Below are 21,170 nucleotides of genomic sequence, written 5' to 3' on the forward strand. Positions count from 1 at the left end.
GAAATAAAGTCTATATATAACTGCCGCTGTTTCTAGGAAAATGAATCTGTAAGCTATAACAAGATGTGTTATTTGTTGCGACAGGCAATTTAACTAAAACAAAAGGGGAGAAAAATATGAAGAAACGGAGTTACTCGGTTTTTATAGTATTTTTAATCGTAACTTTGATTTTTACAGGCTTGCCTCGGTACGCAAGTGCAGCTGCAGGTTCGATGACTATTACTTCTGCTGATGGAGTACAAGTTGTGGGACAATCAGCTAATTTGAGTGTTACTTATAATTTAGGAGATGTAATTAGTCTTCTGGGCAGTATCACGTATACTTTACCTGCCGGAATTAAAGCAACAACAGCTGACCAGATTAACGGTAGAAATTTGGTAGCTAGTGAAATTACGAATAATGGACAAACAGTTACGATTACTACCGCAGCTCTTCTTTTATTACCTTCTACAACGTTGACCCTCAATAATAAAATATTACCAGCCGCTGGTAATTATCAATTTACCGGAACTTCTAAAAATACATTAAATGTTTCTATAGGCAGTGCAACACAGCAAGGAACCTTTACTATACTTCCTGCTCCTACTGCCCCTTCTTCTGCACAGATCAGTGTGAACAATGTAGTCGTCGGTTCTTCAACGGTTAAAGTTACAGGACAGACTCAAGGAGATACTATCTCTGTTTATAACACTAGCAATACATTGCTAGGCTCTGGAGTCGTCAATGCGCAAGGAACAGCCGTTATCGCAGCAACGCTAGTTCCAAGTGGTGGCACAATCAATGTTAGTACGGTTCGAGGTACTGCTGAAAGTACTAAAACATCTTTTACGTATGGTAGTGCTGTACTAAATTCTATTCCAGCCGCTAATATTGCTATTGATAATCAATATGGCGATCAAGATACAGTGACCGTTACAGGTGTAAGTGCTGGAGATGTAGTCACTGTCTATAATGGTACAACAGCTATTGGCAATGCTACAGCAAACGCAAGTGGAGTTGCTACTGTAACGACTACATTAACTCCTGATGGGGGTAGCGTAGGTGTTACTTTAAAACGAAATACGATTGAAAGTACTCCAACTACAGTAAGTTATGGAGCGCAGGTTATTCCACCTATCGTTTCTGGCAATATTACAGTAACCAATTCGTATGGAGGTACTTCTACGGTTAAAGTAAGTGGTTTGACAGTAGGAGATATCGTTACGGTTTCTTCAGGGAATACCGTATTAGCTACTGCTCCAGCAACAACAAGTAGCCTAAGTTTGCCGGTTGTTTTGGCTCCTACAGGTGGCAGTTTAAGTGTCACAATCAAGCAAGGATTATTACAAAGCGCAGCAACAACAGTCAATTACCCTTCGATTACTGTTCCTGTTATTGGATCAGCTAATATTCAGGTGAACAATCGTTCAGGTAATACTTCAGATACGGTTGTCGTAACAGGTCAATTGGCAGGCGATACTGTTAATGTATACAATGCTGATGGTTTGTTAGGTACAGGAACCGTCAATGCTCAAGGTACTGTGACAATTCCAGTAGTATTAACTCCTATCGGTGGGAGTGTAAATATCGGTTTGAATCATAATGGAGTAGATAGTGCTCCAACAGCAGTCAGTTATCTGGCAGAAGTGGTTACACCACTACTAACTAATCAGATTTCACTTTCTCCTATTGTTGCAGGGAACGCAACAGCAACAATTAGTGGTTTGACCAATGGAGATATTGTGAAAGTCTATGGAAATGGTACTGTTTTGGGAACTGCAACCGCTGGAGTGACAGGAACTGTTGCTATTCCAGTAGCTGTTAATCCTTTAGGTGGTAGCCTTGGAGTAGGCATTACACGAAATGGGATTGATAGTGTAACGACTTCGATTCCATATGGTGGCGTTGTTGTACCTGCTATTCCAGTTGCTAATATTACTGTAAACAATGCTTCTGGTAACTCGGATACTGTTCAAATTACTGGACAGACTGCGGGAAATATTGTAACCGTATATGGCAATGGAAGTGTAATTGGAACAGGTGTAGTTAATGCTCAAGGAACTGCATTATTAAATGTTACGTTGGTACCTCTTGGAGGAACGATTGGCGTAACGACTACAAATCAAGGAGTAGAAAGTATTGCGTCAACAGTGATTTATGGAGCAGAAGTGACTCCTGCTATTTCTGCTAATGCTATTTTAGTGACAAATAATTCGGGCGATAACGATATTGTGCAAGTAAGTGGCTTAACAGCAGGCGATAGTATTGATGTGTATGGAGCAGGATCATTATTAGGAACTGCAACTGTACAAGCTGATGGCAAAGCTACATTAAATACAACTTTATTGCCGATTGGTGGTACGGTGGGAGTGACTTTGATTCGTAATGGAGTCGAAAGTGCACCTACGCTTGCAAACTATACGACAGAAGTAGTAGCTGCTCTTTTACAAGAAAATGTAGCTATTGTGAATGATATTGCAGGCAACTCCTCAGTCACTGTCAAAGCATTACAATCAGGAGATATTATCAATGTGTATGCTAACGGTACACTAATTGGTACAAGTCCTGCTGATGCAAATGGATTAGCAAAAGTAAATACAGATTTGGCACCTAACGGTGGTGTAATCAGTGTAAGTCTGGTTCGCAACACGATAGAAAGTACAGCGATTCAGGTTGGATATGCTGCTGTTTTAATACCAGCTATTCCTTCAGAAGATATAGTGCCAGCTAACAATTATGGTGATAACGATACCGTAACTATTGAAGGTTTGGACGAAGGTCAAAAAGTAAATATCTATTCTGGCTCAGATCTTATCGGTACAGGAACAGCTCCAGCCAATGGTAATACTGTTATCAACTTAACATTAATACCAACTGGTGGCTCTGTCAGTGCTACTTTAGAATATTTAGGATTAGAAAGTCAGCCAGTCTCTGTAAACTATCCAACAGAAATTGTACCTCCTATCCCAGCCGCAGCGATTACTGTTCTCAATAATGCCGGCAATGCAGATAGTGTGACTGTTACTGGCTTACCAGAAGGTAATAAAGTCACTATATCTGAAGCAGGATCAATTTTAGGTACAGGAACAGTAACGTCATCTGGAGATGTCACTATCAATCTTACTTTAAATCCAACAGGCGGTACGATTTCAGCGATAAATACGCATAGCAATATAGACAGTGTGCCTACACCTGTTGTGTATCTGACTGAACCTGGTCCAGTTTTATTAGCAGCAGATGTACAAGTGATTAATAATATTGGTAGCAACGATACAGTCAAAGTAAGTAATGTGCAATCTGGAGATATGATTTGGGTTCTAGATGCCAATAATACTGTTTTGGGTACAGGATTAGCCGATGGTAGCGGATTAGTGACTATCCAACTTGCTCTGTTGCCTGAAGGTGGACAAGTATCTGTTATTTTATCTCGTAATCAAATTAATAGTAATCTTGTAAATGTTAATTATATAGCGGAAGAAGTAGCTCCACCCGCAGATACACCTACAGCAGAGATCACGCAAGTACAAGGTGTTGATGGAGTAATCACAGTGATCGGTATGACTGAAGGAGAAACAGCTAAAGTCTACGATGACGATGATCAAGTATTAGGTACAGGAGTAGCTAATATCGATGGACAAGCGATCATTAATTTCAAATTTTTGAAAGCTCAAGGTAGATTGTTTGTTCGTACAGTTGTAAATGGAGTAGAAACAACAGTAAACACATTTGATTATCAAGGTATCCCAATTCCAGTAAATCCAACGACACCAACAGCTGTATTATCTGATATCGATGGTGCACAAGGAACAATTGATATTGCTAATGGTGTAACAGGCGATATTGTAAAAGTGTACAGCGATGATGATCAAGTATTAGGTACAGCTACAATTGGATCAGACGGAACAGCGATTTTGAACTTTACTTTCCCGAATGTTCAAGGGGAACTGTCTGTTCGAGTAACGACAAATGGAACCGAAACCGAAATTGCTACATTGCCATACAGTGGAATCGATATTCCAACCACACCAACACCAGCTGCTACGATTACCGACATTACAGGTGATCAAGGAACTGTAGATATTACAGGCGTAGCTGTAGGAGAAGTCGTGAAAGTATACGACGAAGATAATAACGTTCTAGGAACAGCAGTGGCAGGAAGTAATGGATCTGCCCAGATCGTATTTACCTTCCCGAATGCTCAGGGTGAACTATCCGTACGAGTAACGGTGAATGGAACGGAAACCGAAATTACTACACTACCATATAGTGGAGTTGTCATTCCAACCACGCCAACACCTGGTGCTGCGATTACCGATATTGCAGGTGATCAAGGAACTATCAATATCACAGGAGTAGCTGTAGGCGAAGTCGTGAAAGTGTATGACGAAGATAATAACGTTCTAGGAACAGCAGTGGCAGGAAGTAATGGATCTGCCCAGATCATATTTACCTTCCCGAACGCTCAGGGTGAACTATCCGTACGAGTAACTACAAATGGAACGGAAACCGAAATTGCTACATTACCTTATAGCGGAATCGATATTCCAACAACGCCAACACCAGCTGCTGTGATCGCTGATATTACGGGTGATCAAGGAACAGTGAACATTACAGGCGTAGCTGTAGGTGAAGTAGTCAAAGTATACGACGAAGACAATAACGTTCTAGGAACAGCGGTAGCAGGAAGTAATGGATCTGCCCAGATCGTATTTACTTTCCCGAATGCACAAGGAGAACTATCCGTACGAGTAACGGTGAATGGAACGGAAACGGAAATTACTACACTACCATATAGTGGAATTGATATTCCAACGACACCAACACCAGGTGCTGCGATTACTGATATTGCAGGTGATCAAGGAACAGTAACAGTAAGTGGAGTAGCAGTAGGCAACACGATTTCGATTTATAGTGATGCTAATGAAGTACTCGCAACAGGAACAGCGAATGCAAACGGAGAAGCTATTTTAACCTTTACTTTCCCGAATGCACAAGGTGAACTGTCCGTACGAGTAACTATCAATGGAGCGGAAACGGAAATTGCCACATTACCTTATAGTGGAATCGATATTCCAACCACGCCAACACCAAGTGCGGTGATCACCGATATTACAGGTGATCAAGGAACAGTGAATATTACAGGAGTAGCTGTAGGAGAAGTCGTGAAAGTATACGACGAAGATAATAATGTTTTAGGAACCGCAGTAGTAGGAAGTAATGGATCTGCCCAGATCGATTTTACCTTCCCGAATGCACAAGGAGAATTGTCGGTACGAGTAACAGTGAATGGAACCGAAACGGAAATTGCTACACTACCATACAGCGGAATCGATATTCCAACTACGCCGTCTCCTAGTGCTGTGATTACCGATATTACAGGTGATCAAGGAACAGTGAACATTACCGGAGTAGCAGTAGGTGAAGTGGTCAAAGTATACGACGAAGATAACAATGTCTTGGGAACAGCAGTAGCAGGAAGTAATGGATCTGCCCAGATCGTATTTACTTTCCCGAACGCACAAGGAGAATTGTCCGTACGAGTAACAGTGAATGGAACGGAAACGGAAATTACCACATTGCCGTACAGCGGAATTGATATTCCGACGACGCCGTCTCCTAATGCTGTGATTACTGATATTACTGGTAGTCGTGGAACAGTGAATATTACTGGAGTTACAGCAAACTCTCCAGTTACTATTTACAGTGATGCTAATGAGGTGCTTGCTACAGGAACAGTAGATGGAAGTGGGCAGTTAACATTAACATTCATATTCCCGAACGCTCAAGGAGAACTGTCCGTACGAGTAACCGTAAATGGACTTGAAACCGAAATTGCTGCATTGCCATACAGTGGAATCGACATTCCAACGACACCAACACCAGCTGCTGTGATCGCTGATATTACGGGTGATCAAGGAACAGTGAACATTACAGACGTAGCTGTTGGTGAAGTCGTGAAAGTATACGACGAAGATAATAACGTTCTAGGAACAGCAGTGGCAGGAAGTAATGGATCTGCCCAGATCGTATTTACCTTCCCGAATGCACAAGGGGAATTGTCGGTACGAGTAACGGTCAATGGAACGGAAACCGAAATTACCACATTGCCATATAGTGGAGTGGTCATTCCAACCACGCCGTCTCCTAATGCTGTGATTACCGATATTGCAGGTGATCAAGGAACAGTGAACATTACCGGAGTAGCTGTAGGTGAAGTAGTCAAAGTGTATGACGAAGATAATAACGTTCTAGGAACAGCAGTAGCAGGAAGTAATGGATCTGCCCAGATCGTATTTACTTTCCCGAATGCACAAGGAGAATTGTCCGTACGAGTAACGATTAATGGAACGGAAACCGAAATTGCTACACTACCATACAGTGGAATTGATATTCCAACCACACCAACACCAGGTGCTGCGATTACCGATATTGCAGGTGATCAAGGAACAATAACAGTAAGTGGAGTAGCAGTAGGCAACACGATTTCAATCTATAGTGATGCTAATGAAGTACTCGCAACTGGAACAGCGAACGCAAACGGAGAAGCGGTATTAACGTTTACTTTCCCGAATGCACAAGGTGAACTGTCTGTACGAGTAACCATCAACGGAACGGAAACCGAAATTGCGACATTGCCATACAGCGGAATCGACATTCCGACCACACCAACCCCAGCCGCTGACTTAACAACGATCAATGGAGATCAAGGAACAGTAACAGTAAGTGGAGTAACAGTAGGCAACACGATTTCAATCTATAGTGATGCGAATGAAGTACTCGCAACTGGAACAGCGAACGCAAACGGAGAAGCGGTATTAACCTTTACTTTCCCGAATGCACAAGGTGAACTTTCTGTACGAGTAACCATCAACGGAACGGAAACCGAAATTGCGACATTGCCATACAGCGGAATCGATATTCCAACGACACCAACCCCAGCCGCTGACCTAACAACGATCAATGGAGATCAAGGAACAGTGACGGTAAGTGGAGTAGCAGTAGGCAACACGATTTCAATCTATAGTGATGCGAATGAAGTACTTGCAACAGGAACAGCGAATGCAAATGGAGAAGCGGTATTAACGTTTACTTTCCCGAATGCACAAGGTGAACTGTCTGTACGAGTAACGATCAATGGAACGGAAACCGAAATTGCGACATTGCCATACAGCGGAATCGATATTCCAACGACACCAACCCCAGCCGCTGACCTAACAACGATCAATGGAGATCAAGGAACAGTAACAGTAAGTGGAGTAGCAGTAGGCAACACGATTTCAATCTATAGTGATGCCAATGAAGTACTCGCGACAGGAACAGCGAACGCAAATGGAGAAGCGGTATTAACGTTTACCTTCCCGAATGCACAAGGCGAGCTGTCAGTACGAGTAACCATCAATGGAACCGAAACGGAAATTGCGACATTACCATACAGCGGAATCGATATTCCAACGACACCAACCCCAGCCGCTGACCTAACAACGATCAATGGAGATCAAGGAACAGTAACAGTAAGTGGAGTAGCAGTAGGTAACACGATTTCAATCTATAGTGATGCCAATGAAGTACTCGCAACAGGAACAGCGAACGCAAACGGAGAAGCTATTTTAACTTTTACCTTCCCGAATGCACAAGGCGAGCTGTCTGTACGAGTAACCATCAACGGAACGGAAACGGAAATTGCGACATTACCATACAGCGGAATCGATATTCCAACGACACCAACCCCAGCCGCTGACCTAACAACGATCAATGGAGATCAAGGAACAGTGACGGTAAGTGGAGTAACAGTAGGCAACACGATTTCAATCTATAGTGATGCGAATGAAGTACTTGCAACAGGAACAGCGAATGCAAACGGAGAAGCGGTATTAACGTTTACCTTCCCGAATGCACAAGGTGAACTGTCGGTACGAGTAACCATCAATGGAACGGAAACCGAAATAGGAACATTGCCATACAATGGAGTTGAAGTTCCACCTACTACACCACCAACCCCAGTTGTCAATTTGGTTGATGTACAAGGAACGCAAGGAACTATTCAATTGAGTGGTCTACAAGCCGGGGATATTGTTACTGTACAAAGCGATGTGTATGAGCAAGGTACAGTACAACTAGGAACGATTACGATTGGAGCAGATGGTAACGGAAATCTTAATATTCAACTTCCAGCCTCTGAAGGACAATTGGTAATTACACTGAATCGTAATGGCAATACAAGTGTACTTCAGACGATTAATTATCGTGAAGGAGAAACACCGCCGCCAACCAATCCACCAACGAATCCTGGAACATCGGATGATGACGATAATGTAGGTTCTAATCGTACACCAGGAGTTCTAGGAATACCGGCACCAGTAACTGCTGCTACAGTAGATACACCAGTGCCTGCTGTAGAAGAACCAGTAACACTACCAGCTGACAATGCTGTAGAAGCAGCTAGTGGAGAAGCGACAGATGTAGAGCTAGATAATACTACAAAAGTTACTTTAGTAACGACAAATAAACAAAACTTTAATGATGTGAGTGGACACTGGGCAGAATCAGAGATTAATAGACTACAAGACTTGTCCATTCTAAATGGTGTAGGCGATAATCAGTATAATCCAGATGCCTTGATTACGCGTGCACAATTCACACAAATGATTAGTAACTTATTACAAGTATCGTCTAGTACTGACAATGTAACGTATTCAGATGTTGCACCTGATAAATGGTACTACAATGCGATTAATGCTGTATCCGCTACGGGTATCACTAAAGGATATACAGACGATTCATATCAACCAGATCAACAGATTACACGTGAAGAAATGTCGAATATTCTTAATAACACATTAAGCTACTTGGAGCCGTCTACTTCATTTGCAGCAGATGCTAACCAGGCACTTACACCATTTACAGATCGCAACAACACATCCAATTGGGCTAAAAACAGCCTTGCTACAGCTGTAAACGAAGGTATTATGCAAGGTAGACCAAATGGACAGATTGCACCAAAAGATAATACAACACGTGCAGAAGCAGCTATGACGATTTCACGTTTAATGGACAAAATGGCAACACACTTCAACATCACAGAATAACTACAGTGGAGTGATATCTTTTTATTAACAAATAGATGGTATGATTCGTAACAGAATCTGCCATCTATTTTTTTAAAATAAAAATTGGGATAATTTACTATAACTAAAACAAGGAAAATAACCGTTTTATATAAGTAGAGAGTCGTTTGAAAGGAGGATGAGTATGGAACATATGGATATTCATTATAATACTGAAATTGTAGTACTATCATTAATCATTTCGATATTCGCTTCTTATTTAGCGCTTAATCTGGCAAATAAAGTCTCTCAATCGAGAGGTACGCATAAAATTATATGGTTGAGTTCAGGTTCTTTTGTCATGGGTGGCGGAATCTGGGCTATGCATTTTGTAGGCATGTTGGCTTTTCATACAGGTGTAAATATTCGTTATGATGTTGGAACTACATTTTTATCTGCTTTTGCCAGCATCACTGCTTCGTTGATTGCCTTTTATGTAACTTTAGATTCAGTGATGCGATTATGGAAAATAGCTGTCGGTGGAGCAGCCATGGGCATAGGAATCGTAACGATGCATTACACCGGCATGGCGGCGATGCAGATGGATGCAGATATTACGTATAATCCCTTCTACTTGATGCTATCTGTACTTGTAGCTTTGGGAGCTTCTTATGCTGCTTTATTTTTATTTCGGCGTTTTCGCAGTCGACCTAATTTTAGCCTGTGGAAATTGTATAGCGCGATCGTAATGGGTTTTGCTATATCAGGTATGCATTATACCGGTATGGCGGCAGCGCAATTTCATTATACTCATACGGCTTCCACTGATGAGTCAATGAAAGGACAACTGTTTTTGATTACAGGAGTAGCCGTAGTGACTTTTTTGATTTTGGCGATTTCGTGGGCAGCGATTTTTGTAGAACGTCATATTTTGGAACGGATGGCTTACAGTGATCCTTTAACCGGATTGCCTAATCGTCACGGCTTACAGCGTTATTTTGAAAAAGAATTTAAACTGCAAAAAGAAGGCGCAGTCTTATTTCTAGACTTGGACCGCTTCAAATCGATTAATGATACACTCGGGCATGATATTGGAGATGAATTATTAGTACAGGTAGCCCAAAGGCTTAAAGTTTGTATGGTGGATCAAGGGATTGTGTTTCGCTTGGGTGGCGATGAATTTTTGATTGCGACTAGCGAGGGAATCGCCAAAGATATTGAACAACTTGCAGAACATATTCTAGATGTTGTTAAAAAACCATATCAATTGGGCGGTATTGAATTATTTATAACTGTCAGTATAGGCATTGCTCTAGTACCTCAACATGGATATGAACGTTCTTTTTTAATGCGTGCAGCCGATACAGCGATGTATGTATCCAAAAATTCAGGCAAAAACAAATACAGTATCTTTAGTGAAGATATGAATCGTCGTCAGATTCGGAGAATGGAGCTTGAAAATGATCTGCGGCGAGCTTTTGAAAGTCAACAGCTTTTTATTGTATATCAGCCTAAATGGGATTCGATGCATAATCGTCTGACAGGAATGGAAGCATTATTACGTTGGAACCATCCAGAATTAGGTATGGTATCTCCGGCTGAATTTATTCCTGTAGCTGAAGAAACTGGCTTGATTATGCCTATTACGAATTGGATGTTAGAAGAAACCTGTCAACAGAACTTGATCTGGCAAAAACAGCATCATATCTACGTGCCTATTTCAGTTAATATGTCCGCGCGTATGTTCGAATGTCCTGGATTTGCAAATCGGGTAGAACAAATCATTGCTGAGACAGGTATCGAAGCTCGCTATTTGGAATTGGAGATCACAGAATCGATTGCGATGGATGGTATCGAAGGAACGGTAGAACAGTTGCAGTATATTCAACAACTTGGAGTAAAAATTTCTTTAGATGATTTTGGAACAGGATATTCATCATTAGGTATTTTGGATGAACTTCCGATAGATATTCTCAAAATCGATCAGATTTTTATTCGCAAAAGCGATATCGCTTCCAAGCAAGCGATTATTAGTACCATTGTAGCGATCGCTGATAATCTCAATTTAGACTTAGTGGCAGAAGGGGTAGAGACCCAAGCTCAAGTCGAATTTTTACAATCTAAAGGTTGTTATGTGATACAAGGGTATTATTATGGCCGACCGATGACCATTTCACAGATGGATCAATGGATACAGTCGATAGACAAAAAGATGTCGCTAGCAGAGTAACTATTCTGCATGAAGCGACATCTTTTTTTGTATCAAGAATCCAATAATAGTGAAGTGGGCGTCGAATTTTTGGCAGAGACATAGAGATGATCTTTGATATAAAAGCGCCACGGCTTGCTTGCATATTCTTCGGCATAATCAATATTAATACGTGGGCCACATTCAATTTCCAATGGATGTTGCTCCAAATCAGGTGACTGTTCTAAGCGAAGCAGACCCCCACTAGCTAACAGATTCAGACCATTTAAAGACTTATCAATCGCTAATGCCTGACAGAGCTTTCCAGGCCCATTTGATAAATTACGAATCCGACGTGAATCAGTCGGTCTTAATTGCAGCATCAATTGTTCATCTCGTGTTGATACAGGTTCTACCGCACGAATCAATACCGCTTGCGGATCATCTACATCACCAGTAACTACATTTACACAATGATACATACCGTAAATGAGATACACATACGAAGTACCTCCTTGTCTAAACATCATTTCTGTACGAGCAGTACGCCGATTACCGTAAGCATGACTGCCTTTATCTTCAGCGCCCCCATAGCTCTCTGTCTCGATGATCCGACAACGTATTTCACCTGCTGGCGTAATCCGGCTAATGATTTGACCGAGTAGACGTGGAGCCGCATCAAGTGCCTTCATTTGGACAATGTCTGAGATGTTCATCGAATCGACTCCTTTTTCAAATGTAAGATATTTTGGCAACGTATCCTTTTGTACAAATCGGTTTAAAGTTCCTTTTGCAGTCTAGGGTTATATCGCGTATAATGCGAAATGAATGTGGTAACATCGACCTTTCCAATTCCGATAAATATATGCGAAAGAAGGTAATAAATATGGAATTATGGTACACCGAAAAACAAACGCCGGTATTCGGCATTACAGCTAAAATTCGTGAGACACTGGTAACTGAAAAAACAGAATTTCAAGATTTAGCGATGATCGATACGGAAGAATTCGGACGCATGCTTGTACTAGACGGCATGGTAATGACTACAGTTAAAGATGAATTCGTTTATCATGAAATGGTCGCTCACCCTGCATTAAACACACACCCTAATCCTAAACACGTATTAGTTGTAGGTGGTGGCGATGGTGGTGTTATTCGTGAAGTCTTGAAGCACCCTGAAGTGGAAAAAGCGGTATTGGTTGAAATCGATGGTAAAGTGATCGAATATTCCAAAAAATACCTACCAGAAATCGCTGGAGAACTCGACAATCCGCGTGTTGAAGTATTGGTGAATGATGGCTATATGCACATTATCGAAAGCAAAAATAAATATGATGTTATTATGGTTGATTCTACTGAGCCTGTAGGACCTGCTGCGCCACTATTTGAGCGTGGATTCTATCAAGGTATCTATGAAGCACTTAAAGAAGATGGTATCTTTGTAGCGCAAACAGACAACCCTTGGTTCAAAGCAGAGCTTATTCAACAAGTAAACAAAGATGTTAAAGAAATCTTCCCGATCGTACATGTATATGGTGCGAATATTCCAACATACCCAAGTGGTCTATGGACATTTACAATGGGTAGCAAAGTACATGATCCACTTCAAGTCGACGAGACAGCGATCCCTGAAATGGAAAGCAACAAATATTATACACCACGTCTACACAAAGCAGCATTTGTGTTGCCTAAATTTGTAGAAGACCTTTGCAGATAAGGATTATAGATTGTACGTATTTATAAGTTGATTAAGAAGATCTGTATCCTCTTTTATATAATATAGAAGAAGACAGGTCTTCTTTTTATATGATTAAGGTTAATACTATAGTACATAGACTAATATTCCATGTATGTAACATATTCTAGGAGGCTGAATATATGAAGATGAAAGATAATCGTTTTCAATATGGATCGTATCCATCACTTAGTATTATGATGGCATTTGTATTGTTGTTAGGAATGGTTGGATTGAGTGGAACGCCTGCATCTGCGGCAACGTCTAAAGTATGCGATGTGAATGGAACTACGCTGCAATCTCAATTGGAACAAGGACGTTCATCTAGTATCCAAGAAGATATTCATTTTACCGATACCGACTTTTTGAGTCAGACAACAGGCCGAGTAGCAGGCAATGGATTTTTGATCGGTACTTCTGACGGTGGATGTCACTGGCAGAAGATTTATACAGGTACATGGCAGTTTAGTCAGATTGAATTTACAAGTAATACACAAGGTTGGGCTTTGGCAAGCGCTGCTTCTGGACAAAAACCTATCTTTTTAACGACAACCGATGGCGGTACGACTTGGAAAAAGCCATATAACGGAAATCTTCGCTTTACCAAAATCGATAAAAAATCTGGAAGTACTGGATTTGCATATACCACATCAGGTGTATACAAAACGATTAATGGTGGAGCAGCATGGACAGCGATCCCTACACCGGCTAATACACGCGGTGGTTATTTCCAGGATAGCAACACAGGATGGGTAGTCAAAACAGTATCTGGTAGCAATAGTGGATACCGTATTATGCAAACGATTGATGGCGGAAACAAATGGACAACTTCGCTTAGTGTAGGTTCGCTTGAAGTATCTGGCGGCGAAATTTATGCTAGTGGCAAGCAAGTATGGGCAATCTTATACAGTGGATCAGGAATGTCTCAAGTATCGTATTCGGTCTATGCCAGTGCAGATAGCGGTACAAGCTGGCGTCAAGTGTTTGGACAATCGACAGCAGGTGGCGGTAAAGCACCGGGTACAGGCGCTTTAGGTAATGGTGAAGGCCCTGCTCAGCCAGGTGGACAACCAGGTAATATGCAATTTGTAGGTAATACAATAGCGTATCTTGCAGGTGGATCACCAGCAGGTGGTAAAGTAGCTGTCGGAAGATCGTTAGACAGCGGCAAAACGTGGAAAAATATGCCGGCTACAATCGACGGTAGCAGTGCTAACATTTCATTTTTAAGTCAAAATGTAGGCTATCTTGCTGTTACCGATTCTTTAACACCATCGATCTATATGACCAAAGATGGCGGTAAAACATGGTCTGCTACATTAAAATTTACAGCAAAAGATAATAATTAATATAACCAAAAGCAATCTGTCTTTTTAGATAGGTTGCTTTTGGCTTTTATCTACTTCGTTGTGATGAAGTTTAGCAACATTTACGCATAATGAATTCGATAGGACCTCGATCTACTCGTTTACGCCAAAAGGAAGAAAAGATCAGCGCAACTACAAAATACAAAAATGCATAACACGTAGAAAACACTACATTTTTATTTTCTAAGTATCCAATCAATTGCAAAAATTCTAACCCTATCAAAATATGCCCGATATAATGCGTAAGAGAAAGTTGCCCTGTAGAGATTAAGCTTCTTGTTAACCAGAATTGACTCGTTTTATCAACAATATAAAAACAAGCAGTCAATACACATAAAGCTGAACAGGTGGCAGAACAAATATATAGGGTAGTAGGTGGCATAGGCTTGGTAGTGAATAAGTAGGTGGCTGATTCATAATCTAACCATGGAGACGAAAAGCGAATACATAGATACGAAATGATTTCGAAGATAAAAGTACCTGTTAATGATAACAAGAATATCTTTTTGCGATACTGCGGAGAAGTCCAATCTTTACGTCCCAACCACATACCGATTAGAAAAAAGCTGAACCATGGAAAAAGAGGATGAAATCCATTTAAAAATAGATTGCGAAAAAATCCTTGGAGCGTCCAGAAATCTATATATTCATGAAAAGAAGAATCCCAGCCTTTACCGTAATTAAAAACGATTAGAAATAACTGCGAACTCACTAAAATCAGAATAATTAATCGTACCAGTAGACGATCTGAAGCCGTAATGAGTAACGAACCCAAAATCATAAATACAGCATAATAATGCAATATATCTGCATTCCAACCTACAAGCAGTAATACGAATCCAGCAATCAATAAAAATAATGAACGGTAGTACAATTGTTGGCGATTTTTACGTATTAGTGTAGACTCCTTAGATATTCTGGCTCGACGTGTCATTAAAGAAATGCCAAACCCTGCTAAGATCACAAATAACGCTGAGGCTCTCCCTTCAAAGATTCTTGTAAATAAGTTGAGCCATGTCAAATGACTCTGAGTGGCTTCCATCGCTATTTTGTAGTTAACAATAATCATACCCAAAATCGCCAGTGCTCTTGCATAATCTATAGCTACAATACGAGAAAGCCTAGTATTCATGTTTAATCTCCTTTGATAATAGTCTGAACCGTTTTAATCCAAATATCCTCGTATCTGTAATGGAATCCATAGCCTACAAAGTTATCCATACCATCAATAATCATAGTGAGCGTTTGAGCGGCTAGAGAAAGATCTTGAGTATGAACAACTTCGCAAGAAGCCCCGTATTGTAGTAACTTTTCAAAACCTGTCTGAAATCCTTCCAAAATATTTATCAATGTCTGAGCATAATGCACTTCTCGATAACCGAGTGCTTGGTACTGATTCATAATTCGAGCATAATATTCGTCTGTCTGTTGAGCAGCTAAGATTTTTAATCCATCATTTATAAACTGTTGCTCAAAATTTTGCTTGGTATAGCTGGTAATATCAAAAAAATATTCAAATCTAATACTCTGGCAAATTTCATTAAATAAAGCGTCAATAATAGAATTTTTAGAGGGGAAATGATAATAAAGAGCAGGTTTGGTCATTTTCAATTCCTTACTGATCATAGACATACTGGTTTTATCAAAACCATGTTCAGCAAATAAACGATACGCAATTTCTAAAATGTCTGCATAAGTCGACTTTTTAACCATAGTTATATCATGACTCCTTTTATTTTACTTACCGGTAGGTAAAATTAGTTTATAACAAAAGAAATTAAATTTCAATCGCTAATTGTTAAACTATTCATGAAGATAACAAAATACGCATTTGGCTATAAAAACGGATTTTTTTGCTCAGAATCTCTACGTACGGTTCAATATAATGGTACAATAGAAAAGATTGAGCTTATTGAATTAATCGTGAAAATGTTCTATATTCAACAAGCTAACATGGCGCATCATCAAAAATGGAGCTGGATCTTATGACTGAATTCAATCAGGTACAATTGACATTGCAGAGCGATCAAGATGGAGAGCTAAGCACAACTCAATTTATCGGGCAGGCTTTTCAAAAAGGCAGCAGTTTATATATTCGTTACACCGAATCCGCAGATACTCTTCAGCAGGAAGTTCGTACTGTCGTGAAGATCGATGATCACGAAGTGAAAGTTATGAGACGTGGTGCTGTAGAATCGGATCAGACTTTTCGTCAAGAAGAGCGATTGCCGGGTTCGTACCGTTCACCGTTTACGACATTTACACTTTTGACACACACTACACAATTGACACAAGCGCTAGATGGACATCTTGGACGTGTAAACTGGGAATACGAATTGTATGTGCACGAAGAGCTTACAGGGACATTTAAGATCAGTTTACATATACAGGCATTGGATACACATGAAGTAGCAGAAATGTGAGCCATGCGAACACAGGAGGAGCAGTAGAAGATGACACGTAATCCATTGGAACAAAGTCGCAGTGCAGTAAAAGAAGCTGTGCATGCAGCGGTAATCGCAGCGAATATTGTAAGCAGTGAAGAAGTACCAGAAGTGGTGCTTGAAGTGCCCAAAGACAAAGCGCACGGAGACTTAGCAACCAATATTGCAATGCAATTAACTCGAATCGCTAAAAAGAATCCTCGTCAGATCGCAGAAGATATTATCGCTAATCTTGATCTTCAACAAGGCGATATTGAACATGCAGAGATCGCAGGACCTGGATTTATCAATTTCACATTGAACAAAAGTTATCTGTACCCGGTTATTCAAGTGGTAGCAGAGCAAGGTGAAAATTATGGTCGTATTGAGCATGGCAAAGGGGAAAAAGTAGAAGTTGAGTTTGTCAGTGCTAACCCAACAGGAAGTCTACATTTAGGACATGCTCGTGGAGCTGCTTTTGGCGACGCATTGTGTAATATTTTTGACTTTGCAGGCTATCAAGTAACCCGTGAATATTATATTAACGATGCAGGTAATCAGGTATCGAATTTAAGTAGCTCTATTGAAGCACGTTATTTGCAAGAGCTAGGTCAAGATGCAGCTATGCCAGAAGATGGTTATCATGGTGCAGATATCAAAGGATTTGCCAAAGAGTTAGTAGAGCAAGAAGGCGACCGCTTACTATCCCAATCACCAGGAGAACGTGCTGCCTTTTTCCGTCAATATGGTCTGGAAAAAGAATTGCAAAAAATCCAACGTGATCTAGAAGCGTTCCGTGTGAAGTTTGATATCTGGTTTAGTGAGACATCTCTTTATGAGACAGGTCAAGTACTGGATGCATTAGACGAGCTACGTGAGCGCGGAGAAGTCTACGAACTTGATGGTGCAACATGGCTTCGTACGACTGCTTATGGCGACGATAAAGACCGTGTATTGATCAAAAATGATGGAACGTACACGTATTTGACACCGGATATCGCTTATCACAAAGACAAATACGGTCGTGGTTACGATAAAATGATCAATATCTGGGGTGCTGATCATCATGGATATATTCCACGGATGAAAGCAGCGATGCAAGGATTGGGTAACGATCCTGAGAAATTAGTCGTATTGATCGCACAAATGGTAAGTCTGTTCCAAGATGGCGAAAAAGTTAAGATGTCCAAGCGTACAGGTAAAGCGGTAACGATGGAAGACTTGATGGCAGAAGTAGGCGTAGATGCTATTCGTTACTTCTTCACAATGCGCAGTATTGATTCTCATCTTGATTTTGATATGGACTTAGCGATTTCAACATCGAATGAAAATCCTGTATTTTATGTTCAATATGCACATGCACGTATCTGTAGTATTTATCGTCAAGCAGAAGAGCAAGGTATTCAATTACCTCCATTGTCTGAGATTGATTACAGCTTGTTAACAAGTGAGCATGAGTATAATCTATTGCACAAAATGGGCGAATTGCCTCAAGAAATAGCGCTAGCTGCTGATAACTATGCGCCACATCGCCTGATTCGCTATGTATACGAGCTAGCATCTATGATGCATAGCTATTACAAAGCAGAGCGTACATTGACAGATAATGAAGCACAAACGGCTGCTCGTCTAGCTCTATTAGGCAGCGTTCGTACAGTTATCGTGAACGTACTTCGCCTTGTTGGAGTATCTGCTCCAGAACGTATGTAATCGTCAGATATTGTCGTAAATCTAGAACGTTATATCTCAAAACACGCAAAACTTCCGATTTTTTGTAAAAAACTTGATTTTTGCTGATAAATAGGTTTTACTTAACTCAGCATTTTGCATTTTTTGTGCGAAAAAACGTGAATAATAAAGCGTGAAAATGGATCCGAGAGGAAGTGTCCGTAAGTGAGTACACCGCAAGAATTAAAAATCGATCCGGAAAAGGTACACGAAATTCCGATGGTAGATTTGGCTGTTGCTATTTTGAAAAAAATCAATACGCCTCTATATTATCGTGACCTTATGAAGGAAGTTGCAGAACTACGTGGCTTTACTAAAGAACAAACTGATGAGTATATCGCTCAACTATATACTGAAATTAATGTAGATGGACGTTTTGCATGTGTAGGTACTAACCTATGGGGTCTTAAACGTTGGTATCCGCTTGAGCGTGCAGAAGATCCAATCGCGAATGCGAAGCGCCCTCGTATCATCAACGATGAAGAAGATGATGATATCGAAGACGAAGAATTCAACAACGAAGATGTTGTTGATGCAGATGAAACAGAAGATGAGAACTACGATGCAGTAGACGAAGATTCTGATGATATCTTTGTTGACGGCGAAGATGACGATGAAGACAAAGCTGATCTTGTTATCGACGACGAAGATGACGATGACGACGATGAAGACGAAGATGAAGAATATGTAGAAGAAGACAATAAAGAGTAATCTTGAATAAAGAACGATGAAAGTCTGCCTGTTTTAGGCAGGCTTTTTTTCTTGCGGATATGTCTTGACATGGTACAAAGATACAGAGTAAACTATTGCTTGGGCTTATCATTTAAACCTATAACTAAACGTATACGCATTTTCTCAAATGCTGTAATAAATAAAAGTGCCCCGTAGCTACGGGTGTCACTTTTTTTGTTTTTTATAAGGAAAAGGGGCTGTGTAACCCCCCCATATATCGCCGGAATTTCTGGAAAATAATTAGGAGGTCATACAGTGGCAAAGTATATTTTTGTAACAGGCGGAGTTGTATCTTCACTCGGCAAAGGGATTACAGCAGCATCACTTGGTAGATTGTTAAAGAACAGAGGTTTGAAAGTAACGATTCAAAAGTTTGACCCGTACATCAATATCGATCCAGGTACGATGAGCCCTTATCAACATGGCGAAGTATTCGTAACAGATGATGGCGCAGAGACAGATCTAGATCTTGGACATTACGAGCGTTTTATCGATATTAACTTGTCCAAAAATAGTAACGTAACAACAGGTAAAGTATATTCCTCCGTAATTAGCAAAGAACGTCGTGGTGAATATTTGGGTGGAACAGTACAGGTTATCCCACATATTACAAATGAAATTAAAGAGCGTGTATTCCGTGCAGGTCGCGAATCTGGTTCTGATATTGTTATTACCGAAATCGGTGGTACTGTTGGTGATATCGAAAGCCTTCCGTTCCTTGAAGCGATTCGTCAGATCAAAAGCGATGTAGGTCGCGAAAATGTAATGTATATTCATGTTACCTTGATTCCTTATATCAAAGCAGCAGGTGAAGTAAAAACAAAACCGACTCAACATAGCGTTAAAGAATTACGCAGTATCGGTATTCAACCTAACGTGATTGTATGTCGTACAGAATATGAATTATCTGAAGATATGAAAGCCAAAATTGCATTGTTCTGTGATATTGATGCAAATGCAGTTGTAGAATGTCGTGATGCTTCTTCTCTTTATGAAGTACCACTTAATTTACGTGATGAAGGTCTAGACGAGATCGTTGTCAATCATCTCAAACTAGATACTCCTCAACCGGATATGACAGAATGGGAAAGCCTTCTTAATCGTATCAAAAACTTGGAAAAAACAGTTGAGATCGCGATTGTTGGTAAATATGTAGCTTTACATGATGCTTACTTGAGTGTGGTTGAATCGTTGTCACATGCAGGATATCATGCAAATGCTGACGTGAAATTGCGCTGGGTTAATGCAGAAGAAATCACTGACGAGAACGTACACGAATTACTTGGTGGTGTAGGTGGTATTCTGGTTCCAGGTGGATTCGGCGATCGTGGTATTGAAGGTAAAATCAGTGCAATTCGTTATTCACGCGAACGTAGCATTCCTTACTTTGGTATTTGCTTGGGTATGCAAGTATCGGTTATCGAATACGCTCGTGCTTTTGCAGGATTAGAAGGAGCGAATAGTTCTGAGATTAATCCAGCTACTCCTTATCCAGTAATTGATTTATTGCCAGAGCAAAAAGATATTGAAGATCTAGGCGGCACTATGCGTCTTGGCTTATATCCTTGTAAATTGCAACCAGGTTCACTGGCGATGGAATGTTACGGAGAAGAATTGGTATATGAACGTCACCGTCATCGGTACGAGTTCAACAATCAATACCGTGAACAAATTGAACAAATGGGTATGAAAATCTCTGGTACTTCTCCAGATGGTAGACTGGTAGAGATCGTAGAAGTTCCTGAACATCCGTGGTTCTTAGCAGTACAATTCCATCCAGAATTTACTTCTCGTCCGAACCGTCCACAACCGTTATTCCGTGAATTTGTCAAAGCTTCTATTAAGCATCAAGGTTAATATATACTAGATCGATAACAGGCGATTTCTTTCTCACTATAGAGGAAGAAATCGTCTTTTTTTGCAATACATCAAAGTGACATATTTTTATATTTTCTTCTATACGATGCACCGTTT

The 21,170-nt window shown here is 40.4% G+C and carries 11 protein-coding genes; 8 read left to right on the plus strand and 3 right to left on the minus strand.

Annotation, left to right across the window (positions count from 1 at the left end; genetic code table 11):
* Nucleotides 1-116 precede the first annotated feature (116 nt).
* Nucleotides 117-9,065: an S-layer homology domain-containing protein gene (locus PQ456_RS00425; RefSeq protein ID WP_273614355.1), complete on the plus strand. Its 8,949-nt coding sequence runs from the start codon at nucleotides 117-119 to the stop codon at nucleotides 9,063-9,065.
* Between the two features lie 163 nt (nucleotides 9,066-9,228).
* On the plus strand, nucleotides 9,229-11,253 hold the full coding sequence (locus tag PQ456_RS00430; RefSeq protein WP_273614356.1) for a putative bifunctional diguanylate cyclase/phosphodiesterase: 2,025 nt from the start codon (nucleotides 9,229-9,231) through the stop codon (nucleotides 11,251-11,253).
* 32 nt (nucleotides 11,254-11,285) lie between these two features.
* On the opposite strand, the gene PQ456_RS00435 is transcribed toward PQ456_RS00430, so the two are convergent.
* Complete coding sequence (locus PQ456_RS00435; protein WP_273614357.1) at nucleotides 11,286-11,927, minus strand: DNA-3-methyladenine glycosylase; 642 nt, start codon at nucleotides 11,925-11,927, stop codon at nucleotides 11,286-11,288.
* Between the two features lie 170 nt (nucleotides 11,928-12,097).
* Here PQ456_RS00435 and speE point away from each other — a divergent pair, with 170 nt between their 5' ends.
* Nucleotides 12,098-12,928 (plus strand): polyamine aminopropyltransferase, encoded by an 831-nt coding sequence (gene speE / locus PQ456_RS00440; protein WP_273614358.1) that lies wholly within the window; start codon nucleotides 12,098-12,100, stop codon nucleotides 12,926-12,928.
* A 161-nt stretch (nucleotides 12,929-13,089) separates the two neighbouring features.
* On the plus strand, nucleotides 13,090-14,295 hold the full coding sequence (locus tag PQ456_RS00445) for a WD40/YVTN/BNR-like repeat-containing protein (RefSeq protein WP_273614359.1): 1,206 nt from the start codon (nucleotides 13,090-13,092) through the stop codon (nucleotides 14,293-14,295).
* A 70-nt stretch (nucleotides 14,296-14,365) separates the two neighbouring features.
* Here the strand turns inward: PQ456_RS00445 and PQ456_RS00450 are convergent, their stop codons facing one another.
* Together PQ456_RS00450 and PQ456_RS00455 are read right to left on the minus strand one after the other, a co-directional pair.
* Nucleotides 14,366-15,445: a DUF418 domain-containing protein gene (locus PQ456_RS00450; protein ID WP_273614360.1), complete on the minus strand. Its 1,080-nt coding sequence runs from the start codon at nucleotides 15,443-15,445 to the stop codon at nucleotides 14,366-14,368.
* Nucleotides 15,446-15,447: 2 nt separating this feature from the next.
* A complete protein-coding gene (locus tag PQ456_RS00455; protein ID WP_273614361.1) occupies nucleotides 15,448-16,026 on the minus strand; it encodes a TetR/AcrR family transcriptional regulator in 579 nt (192 codons plus the stop codon).
* A gap of 272 nt (nucleotides 16,027-16,298) precedes the next feature.
* On the opposite strand from PQ456_RS00455, the gene PQ456_RS00460 reads away from it, so the two are divergent.
* From PQ456_RS00460 to PQ456_RS00475, 4 genes are all read left to right on the plus strand, one after another.
* Nucleotides 16,299-16,736 carry a YwiB family protein gene (locus PQ456_RS00460; RefSeq protein WP_273614362.1) on the plus strand — a complete coding sequence of 146 codons (438 nt, stop codon included), beginning with the start codon at nucleotides 16,299-16,301 and terminating at the stop codon, nucleotides 16,734-16,736.
* Between the two features lie 30 nt (nucleotides 16,737-16,766).
* Nucleotides 16,767-18,446 (plus strand): arginine--tRNA ligase, encoded by a 1,680-nt coding sequence (argS, locus tag PQ456_RS00465; RefSeq protein ID WP_273614363.1) that lies wholly within the window; start codon nucleotides 16,767-16,769, stop codon nucleotides 18,444-18,446.
* A 183-nt stretch (nucleotides 18,447-18,629) separates the two neighbouring features.
* Nucleotides 18,630-19,175, plus strand: a complete 546-nt coding sequence (gene rpoE / locus PQ456_RS00470; protein ID WP_273614364.1) for a DNA-directed RNA polymerase subunit delta — start codon at nucleotides 18,630-18,632, stop codon at nucleotides 19,173-19,175.
* A gap of 276 nt (nucleotides 19,176-19,451) precedes the next feature.
* Nucleotides 19,452-21,053, plus strand: a complete 1,602-nt coding sequence (locus PQ456_RS00475; RefSeq protein ID WP_204827335.1) for a CTP synthase — start codon at nucleotides 19,452-19,454, stop codon at nucleotides 21,051-21,053.
* Nucleotides 21,054-21,170: the final 117 nt, after the last annotated feature.

This window comes from Paenibacillus kyungheensis (assembly GCF_028606985.1).
In the GTDB taxonomy this organism is placed as follows: Bacteria; Bacillota; Bacilli; order Paenibacillales; family Paenibacillaceae; genus Saccharibacillus; species Saccharibacillus kyungheensis.